Below are 22,577 nucleotides of genomic sequence, written 5' to 3' on the forward strand. Positions count from 1 at the left end.
AGGAATTATGACTGATGAATTCAAAGAAGGAAGCGAAAACATTTTTGATCCGGCAGCATCAAAAGCAGAACGCTTTGATAAAGGTGTCGCTATTAGAAAAGTTACGCCCCGTTCTCATCACCAGCAATGGAATCCGTCAGAAGATCGTGAAGATCCTGTTGAAATTTTAATCAAAACCAGTATTGGAAGAATAGAGAGTTTATTGCCTATTCGATACAGTCGAATGATGGAATCTCCTTTTGCATTTTTTAGGGGAGCTGCCGCAATTATGGCCGCAGATCTGGCACAAACTCCAAATACAGGAATTGATCTTCAGCTTTGCGGAGATTGTCATTTAATGAACTTTGGAGGATTCGCAACACCGGAACGTCAGTTGGTTTTTGACATTAATGATTTTGATGAAACTTTCCCCGGACCATGGGAATGGGATTTAAAAAGACTCGCAGCAAGTTTTGTAATTGCTGGAAGATGGCGAAAATTTTCAAATAAAACCTGTAAGGAATTTGCCTGGAATGTAGCTGATAGTTACAAAAGACATATGTTGGAATACAGTAAATTATCAGCTCTGCAAATTTGGTATGCACAAATAGATCTCGCTGAACTTATTGAAAGAGGAGAAGACGAAGAGATAAAATCTTTTCAGCAAAAACGAATTAAAAAAGCAGCAGAATATACGGCACACGAAAAAGAATTTGCAAAAATGACCTATCACGAAGGACCAAGAGCAAAAATAAAAGATGATCCTCCATTAATTTATCATCCGTCAGGAGATGAAGGAAGGCAAATTTTGAAAGAGGCCGAAATCATACACAATCGATATCTGGAAACATTGTCTGATGAAAAGAAAGTGTTGTTAGGGAGATATACTTTGCATGACATTGCTATAAAGGTTGTAGGCGTAGGAAGTGTGGGAACACTTTGCGGTATTAGTTTATTGATGTCGGCAACGGGAGAACCCATTTTTTTACAATTTAAAGAAGCCAGAAAAAGCGTTCTGGAAAATAATGTAAAGGCAAAAAGTAAATACACACATCAGGGTGAAAGAATTGTAAGAGGACAAAAATTAATGCAATCAGCTTCGGATATGTTTTTAGGATGGACAAATGATGATAAGAACAAGTTTTTTTATATCCGTCAGCTTCGGGATGCCAAGGTAAAACCAATTCTCGAAATTATGAAAGCTAAAAACATGAATGATTATGCAAAAGCTTGTGGCTGGGCACTTGCGAGAGCGCATGCCCGCACAGGAGATCCATCAGTATTGTCTGGCTACATAGGAAAAAGTGATGAGTTTGCCAATGCAATTTCGAGATTCTCTGTTTTGTATGCAGATCAAAATGATTTGGATTATAACAAAATGTTAGACGCGATAAAAGAAGGAAGATTACCAATTTCAGCAGAAGTCTAAATTTTCATTAAATAAATAAAAATAGAATATATGGGTAAAAAAATTTTGTTTTTGATGGGCTTTGTGGTTTTAACAATCACAGCAAACGGCCAGACACAGCGTATAGATTCTACGGCTGTTTTTCTCTTACATCGAACTGGCGAAACCTTGCAGGATATAAAGTCATGCAGTTTTACAGCGATAACAACGTATGATGTTCCAAACGAAATTTTAGGACTTATTAAACATACCATAAATGATAAAGTCTCTATAAAATTTCCGGATAAGATGAAAGTTACCTCATCAGGAGATAAAGGGAATCGTAGTTTATGGTACAATGGCAAAAAACTCAATTATTATTCATTTGATAATAATACATATGGTTTTACAACTGCTCCGGGATCTGTCATTGAGACCATTGATGAAGTCAGTAAAAAATTCGGGATTGAATTTCCTGGCGCTGATTTTTTCTATCCCACCTTTTTGCAGGATCTCCTGTCAGAACAGGGAAATTTAATTTTTTTAGGAAAAACCATAGTCGACGGGCGTGAATGTTTTCATATTGCAGGAAGTGATAAAACAAAAAGTTTTCAGTTCTGGATAGGCAATGACGATTTGTTCCTGCCTGTAAAATTAGTGATCATTTATACTTCTGATAAAGACAAACCCCAATATGAAGCACTTTATAAAGACTGGACTACAAATAGTGATTATCCGGATTCTATGTTCGAATTTACAACGCCTCCAAAAGCAACAAAAGTAAAGTTAGCGCCCAGAGAAAACACTAAATAATTATATAAAACTCCATCATTATGAAATCATATCAACCTAAAAATAAAATGGCAATTATAATTATAGCATTCTTTGCCTTATTAATTATGATTCCGGAGCAGGTTTCCGCACAGCGATTTGGTCATTTTGCTCCGCCGAGGCCCATGCCCCGCCCTATGCCTATGCCTCGCCCAATGCCGGCGCCAAGACCAATTCCTCCCGGACCGCGACCAATTCCGCCAAGGCCATTACCGCCACCACCGCATCCTTACCCGCATCCGTATCCATATCCAAGACCTTTGCCACCGCCATTTCATCCTTATCCGGTGCCATATCCTTATATCTATCATCCTTTTGTACCCTATTATTGGGGACCAACATGGTATCCTATCGGTTTTTTTGCCGCTACATTAACAACTGCCGCAATTATTATTAGTGTCGAAAATAATCAATACAACTATGATGACGGAGTTTATTACGTAAAAGAATCTAATGGTTATAAGGTTGTACCTGCACCTCTGGGAGCAACAATTGCTGAATTGCCAAAAGGATATGTTACAATCAATGTTTCCGGAACAGATTATTACTATTACGGCGGAACTTACTATTCTAAGGATTCTAGTAAGTATAAAGTCGTAAATGCACCGGTTGGAGCAATTGTTTCACATCTTCCGGAAGGCGCAGAAGAAAAAACGATAGACGGTCAAAAATACATGATTTATAATAATGTGTATTATCAGCCCATATCAAAAGACGGTCAGGACAGTTATGTTGTTGTGCAAGGTAAATAGTACCTACAAGACTCAGAACAGTGTATTTTAACAAAAATAAACTGTTCTGAGTAAATAAGTAAGAATTTTTGTATTTGGTGTTCGTCAATTAAAGAAAATAATTTACCTTTGAGTATAAACTAAGATATTGTATAATAGTTGTTTACAAATTCCTTAAACAAATATTTAACACGACTTCCCGTATATTCAGGATTTAAGCCAGATTTAAGATTTCCCAGTTAGACTAATTTAATCATTAATTTAAATACCACAAAATGAATATTAAAAGAAAGAATCTTCGTATAATCCCAATATTATTTTTGGGTTTAATTTACAGCTGCTCTCCAACTGTAAAAGTTACAACTGATTATGATCATTCTGCTAATTTTAGCGAATATAAAACTTTTGCATTTTATGATTTAAAAGCGCAGGACGGTCAAATAAATCAATTAAATGTTGATCGTATAACAAAAGCTATTCGTGCTGAACTAATCAGTAAAGGTTTTACGGAAACTACAAATAGTCCGGATTTAAAAGTAAATGCGGTAACAATCTTAAAAAATAAAACATCTGTATCTGCAAATACTGATTTCTACGGTTACGGCGGCATGTATCGTCCTTACGGATATTGGGGCGGCGGTGCAATGATGGGCGGTGCCAATACTACATTTAATACTTATGATTATGTTGATGGTTCACTTATAATTGACGTTGTATCATCAAAAACTCAAAAACTGATCTGGCAAGGAATCGGTAATGCCGAAATAGACAGCAAACCGGATAATCCTGAAGAATTTATATCAAACTCTATCAAAAAAATCCTGGCGGGTTTTCCTCCCGGATTAGCAAAAAAATAGCTTATGAATATTGTTATAAGACAGCTATACTAATCTCTTTGCAGATTAGTATAGTCTTATGACCAATAATAGAATTTTTTCTTTTTTTAAATTTTAAAACAATTTTGAAAAGAATAAGGTATACGTAAAAATAAATTAAGCTTAAATCTCATGGTCGATATCGTACTTTCGCTTTTCTTTTTTATAGCTACAATAGTTGGTTTTGCGACATCCTTTATGGTTCTTTTTTCAAAAAAAAATTACTCAAAAAGTTTTTTTCTGGGACTGTTTTTGTTCAGTCTTGCCGTTGTCAGTATCTATAATTTTTATTTATCAGCAAATGGTTTAAAAGATTTTCCTGATTTATTTATGATTACAAAATCATTTATTTTTCTGGTGTCTCCTTGTGCCTTTTTATATGTAAGAAGTATTTTATTTTCAGACAGGGTATTTAGAAAATATGATTGGCTGCACTTTTTGCCTTTCCTGATTTATTTTAGCCTGACCATTTTTGTATGGATAGGAAATTATATGAATCTTCACGTAGTCGAATATGTTTCTGTCAAAATAAACAGTCCTTTTTCGATGTTAAGTTTAACTGTTTGGCTGTGTTATGCTTTTTGTCAAACAATGATGATCCTGAATTATGACCTGAAAAAATTCAAAGAAAATCATTTTAACAGGTTAAAGATTTTAGGATGGATCAGAGTATATAATTTGATGGTATTGTTTTTGTTTTCGACCCTTTTTGTGCATTATTTTTTAATCACAAGAGTTGACAGTATTGATTTCTCCTGTTACATTTTAATATCATCAGTTTTAGTTTTTACAGTAGGCTGGCTGTACTTCAAGCCACAAATATTTTATGATACAAATGAAACTTCTGAGTTTGTAAATGATCGGTTAACCATAATAAAAATGAGCGAAAGTAAAACTACTTTACCGCTTGTGAAAGAATTAACCCCGGAAAAAAAATTACTCTATCTCAATAAATTAGAGAACATATTTACATCAAAAGAACTCTTTTTGAAAAAGGATTTAGTAATACGCGATATAGCTGATGAAACCGGAATATCAGTACATCATATTTCAAATTTAATTAATTCAGAATTTAATCTTCATTTTCAGGATTATGTAAACCTAAAAAGGATCGAGTATTTTAGAGATAAAATCAATGATCCGGAATGGAAAGATTTATCGCTGGAAGGAATGGCCTGGGGCTCCGGTTTTAAATCCAGAACTACATGTTTCAGGGCTTTTATAAAACATACCGGAAAATCACCTTCAGAATATTTTAAAGTAATTAGAATTAATCCTGAGAAAACCAGTGAATATTATTTTAAGCAAGCTTCGAGCTAAATAGTTTGTAAAAAGTTATGGTGTCTCATTAATTTTTAAAAAATCAATTATGAAAACAAAATTTAATAAACATAGACAAACCATATTCCCCACTTATACCATTTTACTTATAATGGTTTGTTTTTATAGCCATGCACAACTTAAAGGCGGCCACATTCTTGGCGCCATGGGATTACAATCCGGAACCCAGACTCCAGAAAATACATTGAGTGTTTATGTTCCTGGCTATTTTTATACAGCCTCATCTTTACGAAACGCAGATGGAGATAAGTCTATTGCAAATCCTGATATAGATATGACCATTACAGGAGCTGGAGCATCATATGTAAGCAAATTTAAAATTTTAGGCGCAAATTACGGCGCAAGTATTCTGGTTGCTTTTGCTGCAAATACAATTCAGGGTAATAATCTAAACGCAAAAAACTCCCTGGCATTTACAGATATGTATGTACAGCCTGTGCAATTGGGCTGGCACAATAAAAGAGCCGACTTTATTTTTAGTTATCAGCTTTATTTACCTACTGGAAAATTTACGGCCGGAGCATCAGATAATAGTGGCTTAGGAATGTTTATGAATGAGTTTGCCGCAGGAACAACTTTGTATTTTAATGATAAAAAGACCTTTCATTTTTCGGCATTGGCCTCTTATGAAATAAACGGCGAAAAGAAAGATACCAATATTAAAACCGGAGATATCCTAAGTATCGAAGGAGGTTTGGGCAAAACGTTTTATTTTTTAAATGGTGAAAAAACAGTTCCAAAATCAATCTTAAATGCCGGTTTAATTTATTATTTGCAATATAAAATGACAAACGACAAAATACCATTGCCCGTAATAGGTGTTGTCGAAGGTGATAAAGATCACGTTGGCGGATTAGGCGCTGAGGTCAATTATTTTCATATTGGCTGCAGTACTTCTGCTGGATTCCGCTGGATTGCTGAAGTTAATGCAGTAAACAGATTTCAGGGAAACACCTTTTTTCTAACACTGGCACATGTATTTAGTTTCAAAAAAGAATAATTCAAAAATAGTAATAAGGCTATTTAGAAGAATAGATGTTTTAAGGAAACGTAATTTAAATGAGTTTAAATGAGAAATAAACATTCCGGTTCTAATACCATAAATACAAAACTCTTCAGAAAATTGTTTCTTATAAATGTATTTTTTGTTTTGTCAGTTACTTCAATTACAGCACAAAAACAACATATAAGCATTAGGGATTCTATAGATGGTGCAATCGATTTAAGCGATTATATTATTTATGCACACGGTTTTATTGTTGTTCCTACGCTAATTACTGAGCCCGCTTTAGGAGGTATTGGAGGTGCACTTGTACCTATTTTTCTTAAAAAACACGATCCTGTTATTGACGAAAACGGGAAAAAAAGATTTATAGATCCTGATATTACAGGAGCAATGGGAATGTATACTGGTAATAAAAGCTGGGTTGCAGGCGCATTTAGAGCAGGAAGTTTTATAAAATCAAAAATAATGTACCGCGTAGGAGCAGGTTATGGAAATGTAAACATGTCGTTTTACGAAAAATTACCCAGCGGAAATGATAAAGAAATTGACCTTAACTTCCAATCCTTTGTTTTTTACACACGGGTGATGAAGCAGTTTCGAAATGCAAAATGGAGTGCGGGCCCTCAGTATTTTTTGTTAGATTCTAAAATTAATTTTCCGGATCTAAACGATCTTCCATCCTTTGCTAAACTAAAAGATATCAAGAGTCTTGTGAGTCAGTTAGGAGGGGCGATACAGTTTGACGGACGTGATAATATTTTTACTCCCGATAAAGGAATGCGCCTTCAGGCAGATTTTTTCTGGTCTGATAATGCAATTGGCAGTGATTATGATGCCTGGCGCGTAAATTTATCAGCCATTGGGTATTATCCTATTACTAAAAAATTAATTGGCGGATTAAGGCTCGAAGGAGAACAAACATTTGGAAGTCCGCCTTTTTACCTCAGACCCGGAATTAACCTGAGAGGAATTCCCGCTGCGCGATATCAGGGCAAAACCAGTATTGTGACCGAAGGTGAGCTTAGATGGGATTTGTACAAAAGATGGAGTCTTATGGGTTATGGCGGTTTGGCAAGCGCTTTTAACGACTGGGACAAAGCCTTTGCAAAACCTGTAGTTTACAGCTACGGAACAGGTTTTAGATATTTATTAGCCAGAAAATTCAAACTTAGAATGGGTGTAGACGTAGCAAAAGGCCCTGAAGACTGGGCTTATTATGTCGTGTTTGGAAGCAACTGGCTAAGATAAATTTTAAGTTACAAACCCGAAAGTCGCGAGGCTTCGGGACTTTCGGGTTTGTACATATTAGCCACAAACTTCACAAATTCAATTCGTGTAAATACGTGAAATTCGTGGCAAAAAAAATTCCGCCCTTTAATAGACTTCCTTAATTATTTCTTCCAATACGGTTTTATTATTTTATTGTTTCTTTGGCTTAAAGCCAATAATAAAATGGTTCCTAAAGCGCAAAAAACAATGGCCTGTATTGATCCTTCAGGACCAAATGCGCCTCCGGTAATAAACTCCGCACCTTGTATTTTAGCCTCTAATAAACTGTTTGTTTTTTCGTTTCCGGAAGTGATCGCGCCATAAATCCCTGATTGTGTAAAATTCCAGGCAAAATGCAAAGCAATAGGCATCCATAAATTACGGCTGTAAATAAAAGCAGCACCCATTAAAAACCCGGCTGTAGTAATGCATATTCCTGAAATCAAAGTTCCATTAGGATTTGCCAAATGCAAAGCGCCAAATAATATCGACGAAAAGGTCAACGAAATATACGTTCCTAATTTTTCTTCCATAATCCTGAATATAATGCCGCGCACCAAAACCTCTTCGATAATGGCAACTGTAAACATAAGAGCAAACGGAATCAGGATAAACGAAATTGGGTTGATGTTTACAACACTGTAACTTCCGTTAAGGTAAATTACCAAAATAGTCAGCGATTGTAAAATGAAACCAATTGAAGTACCAATAATAAGATTTTTTGCAAGTCCTTTTGAAGCAAATTCCGTAACGGCTCTTTTGTCATATTTTTTAAAGAAAAGTATATAAGTAAAAACACAGGATGCCGAAACAAAAAGTCCTTTTAAAAGATTTCGATAATCTTTATCGAGAGATGTTAACGATAATAATTTTACGGCAATTTGCTGACCAATAATAACCACTGCCATAAAAGTAAGCAGTGCAAGAATAATTTTGGTTAGAGGAGAATTAAAAGTTCTTTGTTTTAAAGTAAGCGTTTCCATTTGATTGTGATTTATGATTAATGATGGAGCAAATGTATGCGGCATCAAAACCAAAAAATAGAATGAAATTTGCCTCCCTTATAATTTCTGAAATTGTTTGGGTAAAAATCCCGTCTGGTTTTTAAACGTTCTTATAAAATGGCTCTGATCTGCAAAACCACACTGAAAACTTATTTCGGTCAGATTACTTTCGTTCGATCCTATCAGCGAAAGCGAACGGTTTATTTTAATACGGCGCATATATTCTCCTAATGTACAGCCAAAATATTTAGGAAAATGTTTAGATATCGTAATAGGATTCAGGTTTAAAACCTGAGCCAGATCCTGCAAATTAGGGTTTTCGTTCCAGCAATCGTTCAGCAATTCGTTTAGGCTTTTGACCCAAAACGGACTTTTTTCGAATCGCTCTAAATGGGTATTCGCATTTGATAGTTGAGCAAATAACATATTGATCGTATCGCCAGAAAAAGGATCTGCAACCATAGATTCCTTAAAAATCTTAAGGATCAAAAATTTAGTCAGCGCAGTATTCTGAATCGATTTTTCGATAATAGCTTCTGAGATTTGAAGTTCCTTCAACAGGTTTTCTTCAATTTCAATATTAATGTTTTTAGACGGAAAAAGCGTATCCTGATTCAGGTGCAATTCGTCGCTGTGGTAAAACAATAACGAACCCGGACCAACAACGGTACTGGAATTTTTTCGTTTTTCGGCTGTTCCGCCTTTCAGGAAAAGGGTAATATGTGCGTTATTGTGCGAATGCCATCCTTCGTAAACCTTTTGCTGATACTCTGTTTCGACAACCGCAATGCCTTGCTTGTTATTGAAGCTATTTTTGGTATTTCCCAAATATTTTTCTTTTTCGAGTTCGAACATTTCCCAGGATTATTGAGTGGCATTTTCAGCAACCAAATTACTACATATTTGGTAAAAATAATTCGTTTAAAATAATTGCATCAGGATTAACGTGTTTTTTGACTTTTTAAAAGATTATAATTTTACATATTTTGTAAGATATATTAGCTTAATAAAAAGATTTTGTAAATATTAACGCTTAAAGGTTAGCTTTTTTATATAAAATTTAATTGTTTTGTAACAAAAAATAAATTACAACTACTAATTTATCAAATCATTAAACATACATTATGAATACATTTTCATTCAAATCAGTGCTTGCGGCTTCGGTATTTTTCGTTGGGGCAACAGGTTGTTTTGCACAAGACATTTTAGTGAATTCACTAAAACTGAATGCAAGCGAAAAAAGTAAGGAGAACTTTAAATTTACCGAGGTAATCAATTTAGGAACAACCTCTGTAAAACTACAAGGATCTTCAGGAACATGCTGGAGTTATTCTACAAACTCTTTCTTAGAGTCAGAAATGATTCGTTTAGGAAAACAACCCGTAGAATTGTCTCAAATTTTCTCTGCAAGAAATGTATATGTAGAAAAAGGAATTAATTATGTTCGTATGCACGGCGCAGTTACACTTGGCGACGGTGGAGCATTGCACGATGTAATAAATATGTACAAAAAATACGGAACCGTACCAAGAGAAGTTTACACGGGATTGAACTACGGAACTGACAAAAATAAATTTGGAGAAATGGCTGCCCTTATCGAAGGTGTTCTTGCGGCTGTGGTTAAAAACCCTAACGGAGAATTAACACCAAACTGGCAAAAAGCATACGCTGCAGTAATCGATTCGTATTTAGGAACGGTGCCGGAAAACTTTACTTACAAAGGAAAAAACTACACACCACAAACTTTTGCTAAAGAAGTTGTAGGGATTAATCCTGACGAATATGTCGAAATTTCGTCGTTTACAACATCTCCGTATTACCAAAAAACTACGATGATGGTTCCGGACAACTGGTCATTTGATCAGGTTTATAATGTGAAAGTAAATGACATGACAGATGTTATCGACAATGCGTTGAAAAAAGGATACACTGTAGCATGGGCAACAGATGTAAGCGAGAAAAGCTTTAGCTGGAAAAACGGTGTTGCGTATGTACCAACAAAAAAATTCGATGATATGACTGCCGAAGAAAAAGCAGACATGTTTAACGGACCAAAAGCGGAACCGGAAATTACGCCAGAAATGCGCCAGACTGCTTTTGACAATTACACCACAACAGACGATCACGGAATGCACATTATAGGTCTTGCAAAAGATCAAACCGGAAAAGAATATTACATCGTAAAAAATTCTTGGGGAGCAACAAACGACTATAAAGGTTATTTGTTTGTAACTAAAAACTTCGTGAAATATAAAACAACTGCTTTACTAGTAAACAAAGGTGGAATTCCTACTGAAATTGCTAAGAAATTAGGGGTTTAATTATCATAGGTTTTTATAAAATTGAAAAAGCGCTGCAATTTGGATTGTGGCGTTTTTTTTGTTAAAATGTTTTAATGGATTAATCGTTAGATAAAATGTATATTTGAAATCATTACATATATTAAATATCTTTTTAAAGTAATTATAAGTTAGATAGTATCAATTCTATAGATTACCAATTTACATTATATAAATACACAAAATAAATAAGCATGAAAAGTCAGGAAATTATAGATCTTTTTCGACAATTTGAAGAAGTCGCATCAGATATAGAAGGAGTTGAATGTTGGAGTGCGAGAGAATTGCAAAAATTATTAGGTTATAGTAAATGGGAAAATTTTGAAAAGGTAATTAAAAAAGCAAAAGACGCTTGTACAAATGCAGGAGAAGATGTTAATAATCACTTTCCTGAGGTCGGGAAGGTGATAGAAGCAGGAAAAGGTGCTCAGCATTTTATTGATGATATTGCTCTTACTCGTTATGCTTGCTATTTAATTGCTCAGAATGGTGACAGTCGTAAAGAACAAATTGCTTTTGCTCAAAATTATTTTGCTGTTCAAACACGAAGAGCAGAAGTAATTGAGCAACGTTTGTTGGAATTTGAACGAGTAAAAGCGAGAGAAAAACTTACTCAAACTGAAAAACAGCTTTCAGGAATATTATTTGAACGAGGTGTAGATAATAAAGGTTTTGGAATAATACGTTCTAAAGGAGATCAGGCATTGTTTCGTTTATCGACATTACAACTGAAGAAGAAAATGGGAATTCCAGATAATAGACCAGTTGCTGATTTTTTGCCTACAATAAGTATCAAAGCTAAAGATTTAGCCGCAGAAATGACTGGTTTAAATGTACAGAGTAAAGATTTAAAAGGCCAAAACAAGATCGAAAATGAACATATTGAAAATAACAAAGCAGTAAGAAACATGCTTACACAAAGAGGAATTGTTCCTGAAAATCTCCCTCCAGCTGAAGATGTAAAAAAAATCCAACGCAAGTTGGATAGTGACGATAAAAAAGTATTAAAAGATTCTAAAAAGAAAAACAAATAAAAACTTCGTGAAATATAAACAAGTTACTCTGATTTTAAAACAAAAATGAAATTTGTGAACGAACCATTAATTTTAATTCATTTAATGTTTCTTTAAAATATTCTTTTTAGTCTATTTACCATTATAAGGCATTTTCTAAATAAGTTAATGTTTCTGATAATTAAATTTCATGATAAATGTTGAATCTGACTATCTTAAATATTTTGATATAATGTTAAAAGGTTTTTCATCATCTTTTAAATGATTTTCAAAATTGTTAGATTTTTTTCTAGCTAATCTAAATTTACTTGTTGTTTTTTTTGATTCCATCTAATCTTAATTGCAAAATTCTATGAAATATTGCTTCTTATTGTGAAGAAACTACTTTACAAGATGTTTTTTAGCACGTATAAATACCTGTTTTTGTAATATGCGAGTTTATTTTTGTTAGTTTCTACTTTTATAAAATAAAATATTCCTTAATTAGAGTTGTAAATAAAAAACGATAATAAATAGAAAATAAAAAAATGACAGAAACAATAATTGATTTTGATTTATCCGAAAATTTTGATGATAATATTTTTGGCAATTTTATGTCAACAGTTGAAAGATTAAATCTTAATGGCCAAACTTCAAATGAAGAGTCTAGAAGATTAGAAAGTTTAATTCTAAAACTTGAAAGAAATGTTCAAGATCTTTCAGAGTCAAGTTTACAATCTAACTCTTTACTTATGAGTAATGTTGGCAGAATATTATCAGAATACAACACAATTTTAATTAATAATCATTCGAATGAAATGATAGGTTTGGCACTTAATACTTTTCAAACACTCAATAATAGTATATATCATTACCAACATGACAATGTTTTTAACAAACTTATTGATGTGACTAATAGATTGTCTATTAGTAATAATCTAAATGGAAATTTATCCTCATTAGAAAACATAAAGAAAACAGCATTTATAGGTTTGACAAGTTTGGAATTTAATTATTCTGATATTAATGATTTATTGGAGGATCAATATTATGAATCAAGTGAGATTTTTTTTAATTTTAAAACTGAATCATCAGACAGTCATAAACCGTTAGAATTTATTTATCACTTTATTGAAATTTTAAATAAAATAGAGGGAGTTAAAATTGAATTACAAGATATAAAAAAGGGATCATTAGTAGTTACATTAAAAGCTTATTTTAATTCTAAAAAAGCAAAAGATGATGCGTGTGAATTATTAGAGGGAGCAAAGAAATTTGCATCTGGCAAATTAGAAAAAGAATATGAAGAGAAAGAAAAAATAAAAGAAGAAAAAAATAAAATAAATATTGAAAAAAAAATATTGCAGAATGAATTAGATCAGAGTGTTAATCTAGATTCTGTGTATTTAAGAGCTTTAAGCATTAAACAAGCTGAGGAAGATGTAAAAAGAAAACAATTGGAAAACTTAAAACTTAGTTTGGAAGTTTTAAAAGATAGTCGTGATTTGTTTACAGAATTAATTGGACAAGGATTTGTTGCTCAATCGGATTTTGAAATGCTTATAAATCAAATCCCATTTCTTCAAAAAATTGATGGAAAATTAACTATAGGAGAAAATGTCTTAATTGATAAGTCAAATGATAAGTAAGTTTTTTTATATATTATAAATACACGTGTGGCTTATATTTTCTATTTTTTAATATGGATTTTTTAATATAAAAGAAAGACTATCATTTTCATGATAGTCTTTCTTTTATTCTAATGAGAGATATTAACATTAAAAAAGAATTTTACTTCCCTTTCAACAACTTCTCCAAATATTCGACTTTCTCTTTCTCAGCCAAAACCAAACGCTCATAAAGTTCTATAACTTTATCAAGCGGATTAAAATTACAATTATATGCATTTCCATTAATGACACTACCTTCATTTAATGTATTTCCGATAATATTTAAAACTGCTTCTTCAGAGAAATTTTTAATTCCTTCAACCGAAACGCCAAGAATTTCGGCAATTGCCTGAAGTTTTTCTTCATCTATAGTTTCACTATTTTCAATAGCCGAAACCGTTTGTTGACTTAGTCCTAAAGCTTGTGCCAAAGCTTCTTGCTTCATATCACGAAGTTCACGAATACGGCTGATTTTTCGGCCTATATGATTTTTTGTTAGTGTGCTCATAGTTCAAAGATAATAATTAAGTGTATAACAGCAATAGGTAAAAAACAAGCTCAGTCGGTTACGATACTGATAAAAACGATTGATACATGTTGCTCTATTCATTATTTTAAGCAATTACACAAAAATACCATTTTTCGTACACAAAACAATCAAAACCTGTATTAAAACAATTGACAAAGTCTTGATTTTCAATTTAAAAAAAACCGCCAACCAAAACTTATTCTACACTTGCATGATGCGTGACAGGAAAATTGCAGGAATTAGCAATAAAACACAATTCATTTGCTTTTTGATGTAACTCTAAAGCCAATTGAATCTGGTCTGGATTTAAAATTTTTACTTTAGGATATAATGTTGCGGCAACAAAACGTCCGCTTCCATTTGGGGAAACTTCCAGCGTTGCTTCGGCATTATCTGAATATTCCAGCACTTCTATTCCGTTTTGAGAACAAACGTATAAATATGACATCATATGGCACGAAACCAAACTGCTTAAAAGCAAATCTTCGGGATTGTATAATTCAGGATCCCCCTTGAAAGCTTTTGCTGCCGAAACTTCTAAAACAGGTTTTCCTTCTATTTTAACCTGATGACTTTTACTATAAAATCGCTTCGTAGAATCTGGTGGATTTTGTTTTGAAGTCCAGTTTATTGCTGCTTTGAATAGATGTTTCATTTTGTTTTCGTTTGCTCTTGCTAAATTAAGAATTTTATAAGCTGTAAATGAATTAATCGCGCAAAGCCGCAGAGGCGCAAAGAAAACAAAAAAAGCTCAAAAAACTTTGCGGCTTTGCGCGATTTAAAAAACTTACTTTAATTACAGTGAAGTAACAAATAAAAAACCTCGCAAGCATGACTTACGAGGTTTCTTAGAGAATTGAACTAGTAAACAAAACGTAAAACTATTTTTTTACTGAGAATTTAAAAGTAGTTTTCGTTTTATAATTTTCTCCCGGGTTTAAAACCGTTGTCGGGAAATTTTTCTGGTTTGGAGAATCCGGATAATGTTCTGTTTCCAGACAAAGTCCTGTTCTATGCGCATATGTTCCGCCGTTGCGTGTTGGTAAAGTTCCGTCAAGGAAATTACCAGAGTAAAACTGAATTCCAGGTTCGTCTGTCGTCATTTCAAGAACCCTTCCGCTTGCAGCGTGATATACTTTTGCAATAATTGTTTTTCCTTTTTCAGGATTGTTCAATACCCAGCAATGATCGTAACCTTTTCCTCTTTCTAATTGTTCGTTTTTGACTTCGATGACTTTTCCAATTAATTTAGGTTTTCTAAAATCGAAAGGTGTATTGGCAACATCTTCTAATTTTCCTGTTGGAATAAGCGTTGCATCAACCGGAACTATTTTATCTGCATTCAAAGTCAGTTCATGGTCCAGGATTGTTTTTGAGAAATCTCCGGATAAATTAAAATAAGAATGCTGCGTAAGGTTTACAACTGTTTTTTTATCTGTTGTTGCTTCATACAACACTTCTAATTGGTTATCATTTGTCAAAGTATACGTTACAAAAACCTGAAGATTTCCGGGATAACCTTCTTCTAAATCTTTGCTTAAATACGATAATTTTAAAGAAGCCGTATTTCCTGATTTTACCTCATCTGCTTTCCAAACAACATTAAAATATCCTTGTGGTCCGCCGTGCAAAGCATTTGGTGCGTTATTTATCGCTAATGTATATTCTTTTTCGTCCAGAGTAAATTTTCCTTTAGCAATTCGGTTTCCGTATCTTCCAATCAAAGCTCCAAAAAACGGATTTTCTTTTTCATATTGTGCCAAAGAATTAAAGCCGATAACCACATTTTCAGAAACACCCTCTTTATTAGGTACTTTTAGATCTGTAATTCTTCCGCCAAAAGTGATGATGTCTACTTCCATCCCATTTTGGTTTTTCAGTTTATAGCTGTCTACTTTTTCTCCTTTAGCGGTTGTTCCATAAGAAGATTTTTCGATTGTAACCGTAGCTTTTTCATTTGAAGAAACTGTTGTAGCATCCATTTTTTTATCGTTTTTGCATTGAACCGAAATTGCAGCCAGACTTAAAAGGCTAATTCCAAAAACACAACGTTTTAATACATTCATAAAGGATATTTTTTAAGTTTTTTGTATAGGTTAGATGTTAATAATAATCCATTGGCTTAATTAATAAATGCAATATTTTAACGCAGATAAAACAGATTCGTTATCACGAAGACGCGGATTTATACCGATTTTTAAATTATAAATCTGTTTTATCTGCGTTTTGCGATAGCAATCCGTTTTATCTGCGTTGTAATTTTTACATCTAATTTACTCAACAAATTAAAAGTAACAAAAACTTAGAATCTTAGCAACTTAGAACCTTAGTATCTTAGTTTAAATTCCGTGTTGAAACAAATGATAATACGCTTCGTTTGCATTTATTTTATCTTTAAAATCTCTTACGGTAGTTTTTTCGTCGATAACCAATAATTCGATTCCTGCAATATCTGCAAAATCCTCCATATATTCTGTCGTGATTGCCTGACTGTAAACCGTATGATGCGCTCCTCCGGCAAGAATCCAGGCAGTTGCCGCAATATCCAGATTTGGTTTACAATCCCATAAAACTCTGGCAACCGGTAATTTTGGTAAATCTGCCAATGGTTTAATGGCTTCGACTTCGTTCACGATTAATCTAAAACGATTGCCCATATCGACCAACGAAACATTGATTGCAGCTCCGGCAGGCGAATTAAACACTAAACGTGCAGGATCTTCTTTGCCTCCAATTCCTAACGGATGCACTTCGCAAGAAGGTTTTGCATCTGCAATAGACGGACAAATCTCTAACATATGTGATCCTAAAACATATGATTTTTGTGGTGTAAAATGATACGTATAATCTTCCATGAACGATGTTCCGCCTTCAAGACCTGTATTCATTACTTTTAATACACGAACCATTGTAGCGGTTTTCCAGTCGCCTTCGCCACCAAAACCGTAACCATCTGCCATTAATCTTTGCGTTGCAATTCCGGGAAGTTGTTTCCAAACTCCAAGATTTTCAAAAGTATCTGTAAACGCGCCAAAACCACCTTCGGTAAGGAAAGCCCTTAAACCCAGTTCTATTTTTGCAGCTTCGGCTAATGAACTTCTTTGCGCTCCACCTTCTTTCAAAGAATCGGTTAAAGAATAGGAAGATTCGTAAACCGCCAATAAATCATTCAATTGCTGGTCTGTAACTTTTTCAATATGTTTGGTCACATCTGAAGAATCGTAACCGTTTACCGAAACCCCAAAACGAATCTGAGCCTCAACTTTATCACCTTCGGTAACGGCAACTTCACGCATATTATCACCAATACGGGCAACTTTTAAGTTCTGAAGTTCATCCCAGCCAAGAGCAACTCTTGTCCAGATTCCCAATTTGTTTTGTACTCTTTGATCCTCCCAATGTCCTACAACCACTTTGCGTTTTTTGCGCATTCTGGACATGATAAAACCAAACTCACGATCTCCGTGTGCCGATTGGTTCAGGTTCATGAAATCCATGTCGATAGTTCCCCACGGAATTTCTGCATTGTATTGTGTATGCAAATGGCATAATGGTTTTTTAAGAATACTCAAACCGCCAATCCACATTTTTGCCGGAGAAAAAGTATGCATCCAGGCAATAATCCCAATACAGTTTTTAGCAGAGTTTGCCGCTAAACAAACCTCTAAAATTTGAGCAGGAGATTTTACCACATCTTTATAAACCACTTTTACCGGAATGCTTGATGATCCGTCTAATCCTTTTGCAATTATTTGCGAGTGTTCTGCCACTTTTCTAAGTGTTTCTTCACCGTATAATTCCTGGCTTCCTACTACAAACCATACTTCTTTTTGAGATATATCTATCATGTTTTTATTTGTTTCAGGTTTTCTTTGTTTCAAGTTTCAAGTTGTTGAAATCTGAAAATCTTAAATTGTTATTTTTATTTTTTTGTTTCAGGTTTTCTTTGTTTCAAGTTTCGAAAACGTCTAAAATCTTGCCTCTTTGTTCTTTACTCTTTTATCTTCTCTACTGTCCGTAATACGAGTCTTTTCCGTGTTTGCGGTTGTAATGTTTTTTTATCAGGGAATCTTTTAGTCTTGGTGCGTTTGGGTTTATTTGCAAAGTCAGGCACGCCATTTCGGCAACTACTTCGAGAACTTTACTGTTGTAAACTGCTTTTGCTGCGTTTTTTCCCCAGGCAAACGGACCGTGATTTCCTATCAGAACCATTTCTACTTCTTCATACGAAAGTTTTTTTTCTTTGAAACAATCCAGAATCTGAATTCCGGTATTGTGTTCATAGTTTCCTTCGATAAGCGAATCTGCCATTGGCGGCGCGCACGGAATATCTGCCGTTAAGTGATCTGCATGTGTTGTCCCAAAAATTGGAATATCTCTTTGCGATTGTGCCCAAGCCACCGAATATGTTGCGTGTGTATGTGCAACACCTCCAATATTTGGCCAGTTTTTATATAAATAAGCATGCGTTTTAGTGTCTGATGACGGACGCATTGTTCCTTCGATAATATTATTATCAAAATCGACAATAACAATATCTTCCGGTTTTAAATCTTCATAAGGAACTCCGCTTGGTTTAATGGCAAAAACACCATTTTTTCTGTCTACCGCACTTACATTCCCAAAAGTATATACGACCAGATTCAATGCCTTTAACTGCATGTTGGCGTCATAACATTCCTGTTTTAAATCTTTATAAAGAGAACTCATGTTGTGCTTTTTTAATAGTTGGATCTTCGTAAGCGCTTAATTGATCATAGGCAATCAGCAATTTGTTGTATGCTGCTACTTTATCTAATTCTGGAAAATATTCTCCGTCAAAATCGCTTCCTATTTTTTGACTTGCTTCGATTACGTTAGAATAAATCCCGGCTGCAACTGCTGCATAAATTGCTGCGCCCAAAGCCGGAGTCTGATCTGAAGCTGCAATTTTAATAGGCTTGTTCAGGACGTTTGCCAAAGTCTGCATGATAAAAGGAGATTTACGGGCAACGCCGCCAATACCTATAACGCTGTCGATTTTTACGCCTTCTTCTTCAAAACGATCGACGATTTTCTTGGCTCCAAAACAAATTGCGTTTACCAAAGCTTTAAAAATATGTGGCGCTTTTGTACCTAATGATAAATTCGAAATAGCACTTTTTAATTCCTGATTGGCATCCGGAGTTCTGCGTCCGTTAATCCAGTCCAACGCAATTGGAAGACTGTCTGAAACCGGAATTTTCTCTGCTTCTTTTGTTAATTCTACAATTAGTTTATCGCTGAATTCTTCTCGTAATTGTTCTTTTTGAGTTTCATTTAAAACCGTCGAAGCTGTTAATAAATGATCTGTTGGCCAAAGCAATAATTCTTTGTACCAAGCCAGTAAATCTCCAAAAGCAGATTGTCCGGCTTCTAAACCAATATAACCCGGAATTACTGAACCATCAACTTGCCCACAGATTCCGCGAACTGTTTTAGTTCCTACTTCTTCTTTTGAACCTACCAGAATATCGCAGGTCGAAGTTCCCATAACGCGAACTAAAGTATTTTCTCCAATCTTGGCGCCAACAGCTCCTGAGTGTGCATCAAAAGTTCCTACCGCTATAACAGTTTCTGTAGAAAGTCCTAAACGAGTTGCCCATTCCTGGCTTAGATTTCCGGCAACTAAATCTGATGTATAGGTTTCATCATATAAATTACCACGAAGTGTTGCCAGATAAGGATGTAGTTTTTCTAAGAATTCTACCGGAGGTAAACCGTTCCAGTCTTCGTGCCACATTGCTTTATGTCCCGCGGCGCAACGGCTTCTTTTAAACGTTTTTAAATCTTTATCTTCAATTAATAAATACGTCATTAAATCGCAATGTTCCATCCAGGTATGTGCTGCATTTCGAACTGCTTCATCTTCTCTGGCAATGTGCAGGATTTTTGCCCAAAACCATTCAGATGAGTAAATTCCGCCTACATATTTGGTTACGTTTTCTCCGCCCCAGCTTACTGCCAGTTCGTTGATTTCGTTTGCTTCGTTTATTGCGGTATGATCTTTCCATAAAACCATCATCGCGTTCGGGTTTTCCTCAAAACCTTTTGTCAAGGCAAGCGGAATTCCTTCTTTGGTTACCGGAACAGGAGAAGATCCTGTGGTATCGATACAAATTCCTTTTATTAATGACGGATCTACTTTACTCTCTTTTATAACGGTTTGAATCGTAATTTCTAAACCTTCGATATGATCTAAAGGATGTTGGCGAAACTGATTTGCAGCTGCGTCACAATATTGTTTGTTTTTCCATCTTTTATAATGAGAAACATTTGATGCCAGCTCTTGCCCATTTTCAGTGTCTATTAGCATCGCCCGAACAGAATCTGTTCCGTAGTCCAATCCTATAACGTAATTTTTCATTCGAAATTAATTTTTAATGACGACAAATATAATTATAATTATTTTATAAGTGTATAAAAAACACTTAACAAAAATTGTATACTTAATTTTTACAGATAATGCATCAAAACAGTAGTTTAGCATAAAAACAAAAAACAAACGTTTAATTTACATTTATTCTGTTACGATTATTTCATCTTTATGTTCAAAACTGGATATAATACACTGTAAGTTCATATTCAATTTGGCTTTCTTTATTTACTCAAACATGCGTTTTTTATCAATTTTAATTGCAGAGAGAACATAAACCATATTTTATTTTCCCTCTAAAACCACTATTGAAAAAGGCGGAATTGTAATTTCCAGTTTTCCTTTTTTATTTTCGAAACCTTTAAAAACTGTTGGTACAATTTTATCAGGCGTATCAAATGAATTATAATCCTGCAATTTTGAAGCGGTAAGAACTGTAGCGGTAAAGTTTTTAACACCGAGGTCTTTTACATCAATCTCTAGTTTGTTTTTATTTTTAGCATCAATATTGACCAGTGATATATGAACCAATCCGGTTTTATCTTTAGAAGCCGAAACAGAAACTGCCGGAAGATTTTCTCCCTTAAAAGTATATAACGGAGACTGAAAACTTACCGGCAATAATGTCGCATCCTGATGCACATTGTACATTTTCATGACATGATAAGTGGGCGTAGTAATCATTTTTGCTTTATCTGTTAGAATAACTGCTTGCAAAACATTCACGCATTGTGCCAGGTTTGCCATACGAACCCTGTCTGCATGATTGTTGAATATATTTAAAGTTGCGCCGGCCAGAACTGCATCTCTCATAGTATTTTGCTGGTATAAAAACCCGGGATTTGTTCCTTTTTCCACATCATACCAAGCGCCCCATTCATCGACCATAATTGCCACTTTTTTCTCAGGATCGTACTTATCCATTACCGCACTGTGTTTGGTAACAAGTTCTTCCATTTTCAGGGCTTCTTTCATGGTTTTAAAATATTGATCTTCGGTATAATCAACAGCATCGCCTTTTTTAGCCCAGTCTATTACGGCATAATGATGTACGCCAACTCCGCCAAGCATATTCAACGGAATGTTTTTCATCAGGACTTCGGTCCAATTATAATCAGCACTATTCGATCCGGAAGCTATTCTGGTAAAACCACCTGTATTTTCCCAATCAGACATGAATGTGGCAAACTTGCGGTATTCTCCCGCATAATATTCTGCTGTCATGTTACCACCGCATCCCCAGGCTTCATTTCCTATTCCCCAAAACTTAACTTTCCACGGCTCTGTTCTGCCATTTTTTTTGCGCAAATCACTCATTGGACTTCTACCGCTAAAATTGGTATACTGAACCCAGTCTGCCAATTCCTGCACAGTTCCGCTGCCTACATTTCCGGACAAATAAGGTTCTGCGCCAAGCAATTCGCACATATTCAGGAAATCATGCGTACCAAAACTATTATCTTCTGTTACGCCGCCCCACCATTTGTTTACAATCGTTGGTCTTTGTTCCTGAGGTCCAATTCCGTCTTTCCAGTGATACGTATCTGCAAAGCAACCGCCGGGCCATCTTAAATTAGGGATTTTCAAGTCTTTTAATGCTTTTATAATATCATTTCTAACGCCTTTTGTATTGGGTATTTTTGATGTATCGCCTACAAAAAAACCGCCATAAACAGATCGTCCTAAATGCTCTGCAAAATGTCCGTAGATGTTTTTGTTTATTATCGGTGCGTTTGCTGTGTTTTTTAAAGTAACAACAATGCTTTGGTTTTGAGCAAAACCCAGCTGATTGCAAATCGTAAATAGAAAGGTGATGAAAAGTGCTTTTTTCATAAGTGTGGTTTGGTTTTAGTATCACTCAGAAATCTGATTGTGATAGGATATAGTTAGGTTAATTCTAATAAAAATTTATAACGATAATTCTAGATAGATTCCGGATTAATGCCATTTCTGATGGAATATTCAAGAGATAAATCTCAACACAACTTCCTTAATCCTAATTAAAAACAAGTTTTATACTCGTATTTTAAAGCTCGTTCAATAAAAAATACAAAATCATAAGTGTTGATTGCACATTTGTAAATTTAAATAAAATTAATATGCAAAAACAAAAAATGATATAAATAAGGCAATAAAACAGCGTATATCGTAAAATAAAACTTTGAAGAGATCGTAGAAAAACGCTTTTTATTTTAGTAAAATTTTTTTTGACAAAAGAGGAAATGGTTAA

19 protein-coding genes are annotated in these 22,577 nt (G+C 34.4%); 10 read left to right on the top strand and 9 right to left on the bottom strand.

Features of this window, described 5'->3' with window-relative positions:
- Nucleotides 1-7: 7 nt before the first annotated feature.
- The 7 genes from BXU01_RS05010 (at nucleotide 8) to BXU01_RS05040 (ending at nucleotide 7,398) form a co-directional block, all read left to right on the top strand.
- Nucleotides 8-1,408: a DUF2252 domain-containing protein gene (locus BXU01_RS05010; protein WP_083691996.1), complete on the top strand. Its 1,401-nt coding sequence runs from the start codon at nucleotides 8-10 to the stop codon at nucleotides 1,406-1,408.
- A 30-nt stretch (nucleotides 1,409-1,438) separates the two neighbouring features.
- The gene (locus BXU01_RS05015; protein ID WP_083691997.1) at nucleotides 1,439-2,179 is read left to right on the top strand and encodes a DUF2092 domain-containing protein; all 741 of its coding nucleotides are present in this window, start codon (nucleotides 1,439-1,441) and stop codon (nucleotides 2,177-2,179) included.
- Nucleotides 2,180-2,199: 20 nt separating this feature from the next.
- Nucleotides 2,200-2,949 (top strand): DUF6515 family protein, encoded by a 750-nt coding sequence (locus tag BXU01_RS05020; RefSeq protein ID WP_255373708.1) that lies wholly within the window; start codon nucleotides 2,200-2,202, stop codon nucleotides 2,947-2,949.
- 254 nt (nucleotides 2,950-3,203) lie between these two features.
- Complete coding sequence (locus BXU01_RS05025; protein WP_083691999.1) at nucleotides 3,204-3,785, top strand: DUF4136 domain-containing protein; 582 nt, start codon at nucleotides 3,204-3,206, stop codon at nucleotides 3,783-3,785.
- A gap of 150 nt (nucleotides 3,786-3,935) precedes the next feature.
- Nucleotides 3,936-5,123, top strand: a complete 1,188-nt coding sequence (locus BXU01_RS05030) for an AraC family transcriptional regulator (RefSeq protein ID WP_083692000.1) — start codon at nucleotides 3,936-3,938, stop codon at nucleotides 5,121-5,123.
- A 49-nt stretch (nucleotides 5,124-5,172) separates the two neighbouring features.
- Nucleotides 5,173-6,144, top strand: coding sequence for a transporter (locus BXU01_RS05035; protein WP_083692001.1), 972 nt, complete (start codon nucleotides 5,173-5,175; stop codon nucleotides 6,142-6,144).
- A gap of 69 nt (nucleotides 6,145-6,213) precedes the next feature.
- Nucleotides 6,214-7,398 carry a BamA/TamA family outer membrane protein gene (locus BXU01_RS05040; protein ID WP_083692002.1) on the top strand — a complete coding sequence of 395 codons (1,185 nt, stop codon included), beginning with the start codon at nucleotides 6,214-6,216 and terminating at the stop codon, nucleotides 7,396-7,398.
- Nucleotides 7,399-7,541: 143 nt separating this feature from the next.
- Here the strand turns inward: BXU01_RS05040 and BXU01_RS05045 are convergent, their stop codons facing one another.
- Entirely contained in the window at nucleotides 7,542-8,402 is an 861-nt protein-coding gene (locus tag BXU01_RS05045) for a CPBP family intramembrane glutamic endopeptidase (protein WP_083692003.1), read from the bottom strand.
- 78 nt (nucleotides 8,403-8,480) lie between these two features.
- Nucleotides 8,481-9,278: an AraC family transcriptional regulator gene (locus BXU01_RS05050; RefSeq protein ID WP_083692004.1), complete on the bottom strand. Its 798-nt coding sequence runs from the start codon at nucleotides 9,276-9,278 to the stop codon at nucleotides 8,481-8,483.
- Between the two features lie 269 nt (nucleotides 9,279-9,547).
- On the opposite strand from BXU01_RS05050, the gene BXU01_RS05055 reads away from it, so the two are divergent.
- The 3 genes from BXU01_RS05055 to BXU01_RS05065 all read left to right on the top strand — a co-directional run bounded on the left by BXU01_RS05055 (nucleotide 9,548) and on the right by BXU01_RS05065 (nucleotide 13,403).
- Nucleotides 9,548-10,744: an aminopeptidase C gene (locus BXU01_RS05055; protein WP_083692005.1), complete on the top strand. Its 1,197-nt coding sequence runs from the start codon at nucleotides 9,548-9,550 to the stop codon at nucleotides 10,742-10,744.
- Nucleotides 10,745-10,956: 212 nt separating this feature from the next.
- The gene (dinD, locus tag BXU01_RS05060; RefSeq protein WP_083692006.1) at nucleotides 10,957-11,796 is read left to right on the top strand and encodes a DNA damage-inducible protein D; all 840 of its coding nucleotides are present in this window, start codon (nucleotides 10,957-10,959) and stop codon (nucleotides 11,794-11,796) included.
- A gap of 506 nt (nucleotides 11,797-12,302) precedes the next feature.
- Nucleotides 12,303-13,403, top strand: coding sequence for a hypothetical protein (locus BXU01_RS05065; RefSeq protein ID WP_083692007.1), 1,101 nt, complete (start codon nucleotides 12,303-12,305; stop codon nucleotides 13,401-13,403).
- A 142-nt stretch (nucleotides 13,404-13,545) separates the two neighbouring features.
- Here BXU01_RS05065 and BXU01_RS05070 read toward each other — a convergent pair whose 3' ends face one another.
- The 7 genes from BXU01_RS05070 to BXU01_RS05100 form a co-directional block, all read right to left on the bottom strand.
- Nucleotides 13,546-13,932, bottom strand: a complete 387-nt coding sequence (locus tag BXU01_RS05070) for a helix-turn-helix domain-containing protein (protein ID WP_083692008.1) — start codon at nucleotides 13,930-13,932, stop codon at nucleotides 13,546-13,548.
- Nucleotides 13,933-14,149: 217 nt separating this feature from the next.
- Entirely contained in the window at nucleotides 14,150-14,608 is a 459-nt protein-coding gene (locus BXU01_RS05075; protein WP_083692009.1) for an OsmC family protein, read from the bottom strand.
- 226 nt (nucleotides 14,609-14,834) lie between these two features.
- On the bottom strand, nucleotides 14,835-16,019 hold the full coding sequence (locus BXU01_RS05080) for an aldose epimerase family protein (RefSeq protein ID WP_083692010.1): 1,185 nt from the start codon (nucleotides 16,017-16,019) through the stop codon (nucleotides 14,835-14,837).
- 273 nt (nucleotides 16,020-16,292) lie between these two features.
- Complete coding sequence (gene araA / locus BXU01_RS05085) at nucleotides 16,293-17,801, bottom strand: L-arabinose isomerase (protein WP_083692696.1); 1,509 nt, start codon at nucleotides 17,799-17,801, stop codon at nucleotides 16,293-16,295.
- A gap of 160 nt (nucleotides 17,802-17,961) precedes the next feature.
- On the bottom strand, nucleotides 17,962-18,663 hold the full coding sequence (locus tag BXU01_RS05090) for an L-ribulose-5-phosphate 4-epimerase (protein ID WP_083692011.1): 702 nt from the start codon (nucleotides 18,661-18,663) through the stop codon (nucleotides 17,962-17,964).
- Nucleotides 18,647-20,338, bottom strand: a complete 1,692-nt coding sequence (locus tag BXU01_RS05095; protein WP_083692012.1) for a ribulokinase — start codon at nucleotides 20,336-20,338, stop codon at nucleotides 18,647-18,649. The genes BXU01_RS05090 and BXU01_RS05095 overlap by 17 nt, the downstream gene beginning before the upstream one ends.
- Before the next feature lie 294 nt (nucleotides 20,339-20,632).
- Entirely contained in the window at nucleotides 20,633-22,180 is a 1,548-nt protein-coding gene (locus BXU01_RS05100; protein WP_083692013.1) for an alpha-N-arabinofuranosidase, read from the bottom strand.
- Nucleotides 22,181-22,577: the final 397 nt, after the last annotated feature.

The sequence above is a fragment of the [Flexibacter] sp. ATCC 35103 genome (genome assembly GCF_001975985.1).
GTDB lineage: Bacteria > Bacteroidota > Bacteroidia > Flavobacteriales > Flavobacteriaceae > Flavobacterium.

Coding starts and splice junctions, on each gene's coding strand:
- BXU01_RS05010 (WP_083691996.1), top strand. CDS start 8: ATGACTGATGAATTCAAAGAAGGAAGCGAAAACATTTTTGATCCGGCA.
- BXU01_RS05015 (WP_083691997.1), top strand. CDS start 1,439: ATGGGTAAAAAAATTTTGTTTTTGATGGGCTTTGTGGTTTTAACAATC.
- BXU01_RS05020 (WP_255373708.1), top strand. CDS start 2,200: ATGAAATCATATCAACCTAAAAATAAAATGGCAATTATAATTATAGCA.
- BXU01_RS05025 (WP_083691999.1), top strand. CDS start 3,204: ATGAATATTAAAAGAAAGAATCTTCGTATAATCCCAATATTATTTTTG.
- BXU01_RS05030 (WP_083692000.1), top strand. CDS start 3,936: ATGGTCGATATCGTACTTTCGCTTTTCTTTTTTATAGCTACAATAGTT.
- BXU01_RS05035 (WP_083692001.1), top strand. CDS start 5,173: ATGAAAACAAAATTTAATAAACATAGACAAACCATATTCCCCACTTAT.
- BXU01_RS05040 (WP_083692002.1), top strand. CDS start 6,214: ATGAGAAATAAACATTCCGGTTCTAATACCATAAATACAAAACTCTTC.
- BXU01_RS05045 (WP_083692003.1), bottom strand. CDS start 8,402: ATGGAAACGCTTACTTTAAAACAAAGAACTTTTAATTCTCCTCTAACC.
- BXU01_RS05050 (WP_083692004.1), bottom strand. CDS start 9,278: ATGTTCGAACTCGAAAAAGAAAAATATTTGGGAAATACCAAAAATAGC.
- BXU01_RS05055 (WP_083692005.1), top strand. CDS start 9,548: ATGAATACATTTTCATTCAAATCAGTGCTTGCGGCTTCGGTATTTTTC.
- dinD (WP_083692006.1), top strand. CDS start 10,957: ATGAAAAGTCAGGAAATTATAGATCTTTTTCGACAATTTGAAGAAGTC.
- BXU01_RS05065 (WP_083692007.1), top strand. CDS start 12,303: ATGACAGAAACAATAATTGATTTTGATTTATCCGAAAATTTTGATGAT.
- BXU01_RS05070 (WP_083692008.1), bottom strand. CDS start 13,932: ATGAGCACACTAACAAAAAATCATATAGGCCGAAAAATCAGCCGTATT.
- BXU01_RS05075 (WP_083692009.1), bottom strand. CDS start 14,608: ATGAAACATCTATTCAAAGCAGCAATAAACTGGACTTCAAAACAAAAT.
- BXU01_RS05080 (WP_083692010.1), bottom strand. CDS start 16,019: ATGAATGTATTAAAACGTTGTGTTTTTGGAATTAGCCTTTTAAGTCTG.
- araA (WP_083692696.1), bottom strand. CDS start 17,801: ATGATAGATATATCTCAAAAAGAAGTATGGTTTGTAGTAGGAAGCCAG.
- BXU01_RS05090 (WP_083692011.1), bottom strand. CDS start 18,663: ATGAGTTCTCTTTATAAAGATTTAAAACAGGAATGTTATGACGCCAAC.
- BXU01_RS05095 (WP_083692012.1), bottom strand. CDS start 20,338: ATGAAAAATTACGTTATAGGATTGGACTACGGAACAGATTCTGTTCGG.
- BXU01_RS05100 (WP_083692013.1), bottom strand. CDS start 22,180: ATGAAAAAAGCACTTTTCATCACCTTTCTATTTACGATTTGCAATCAG.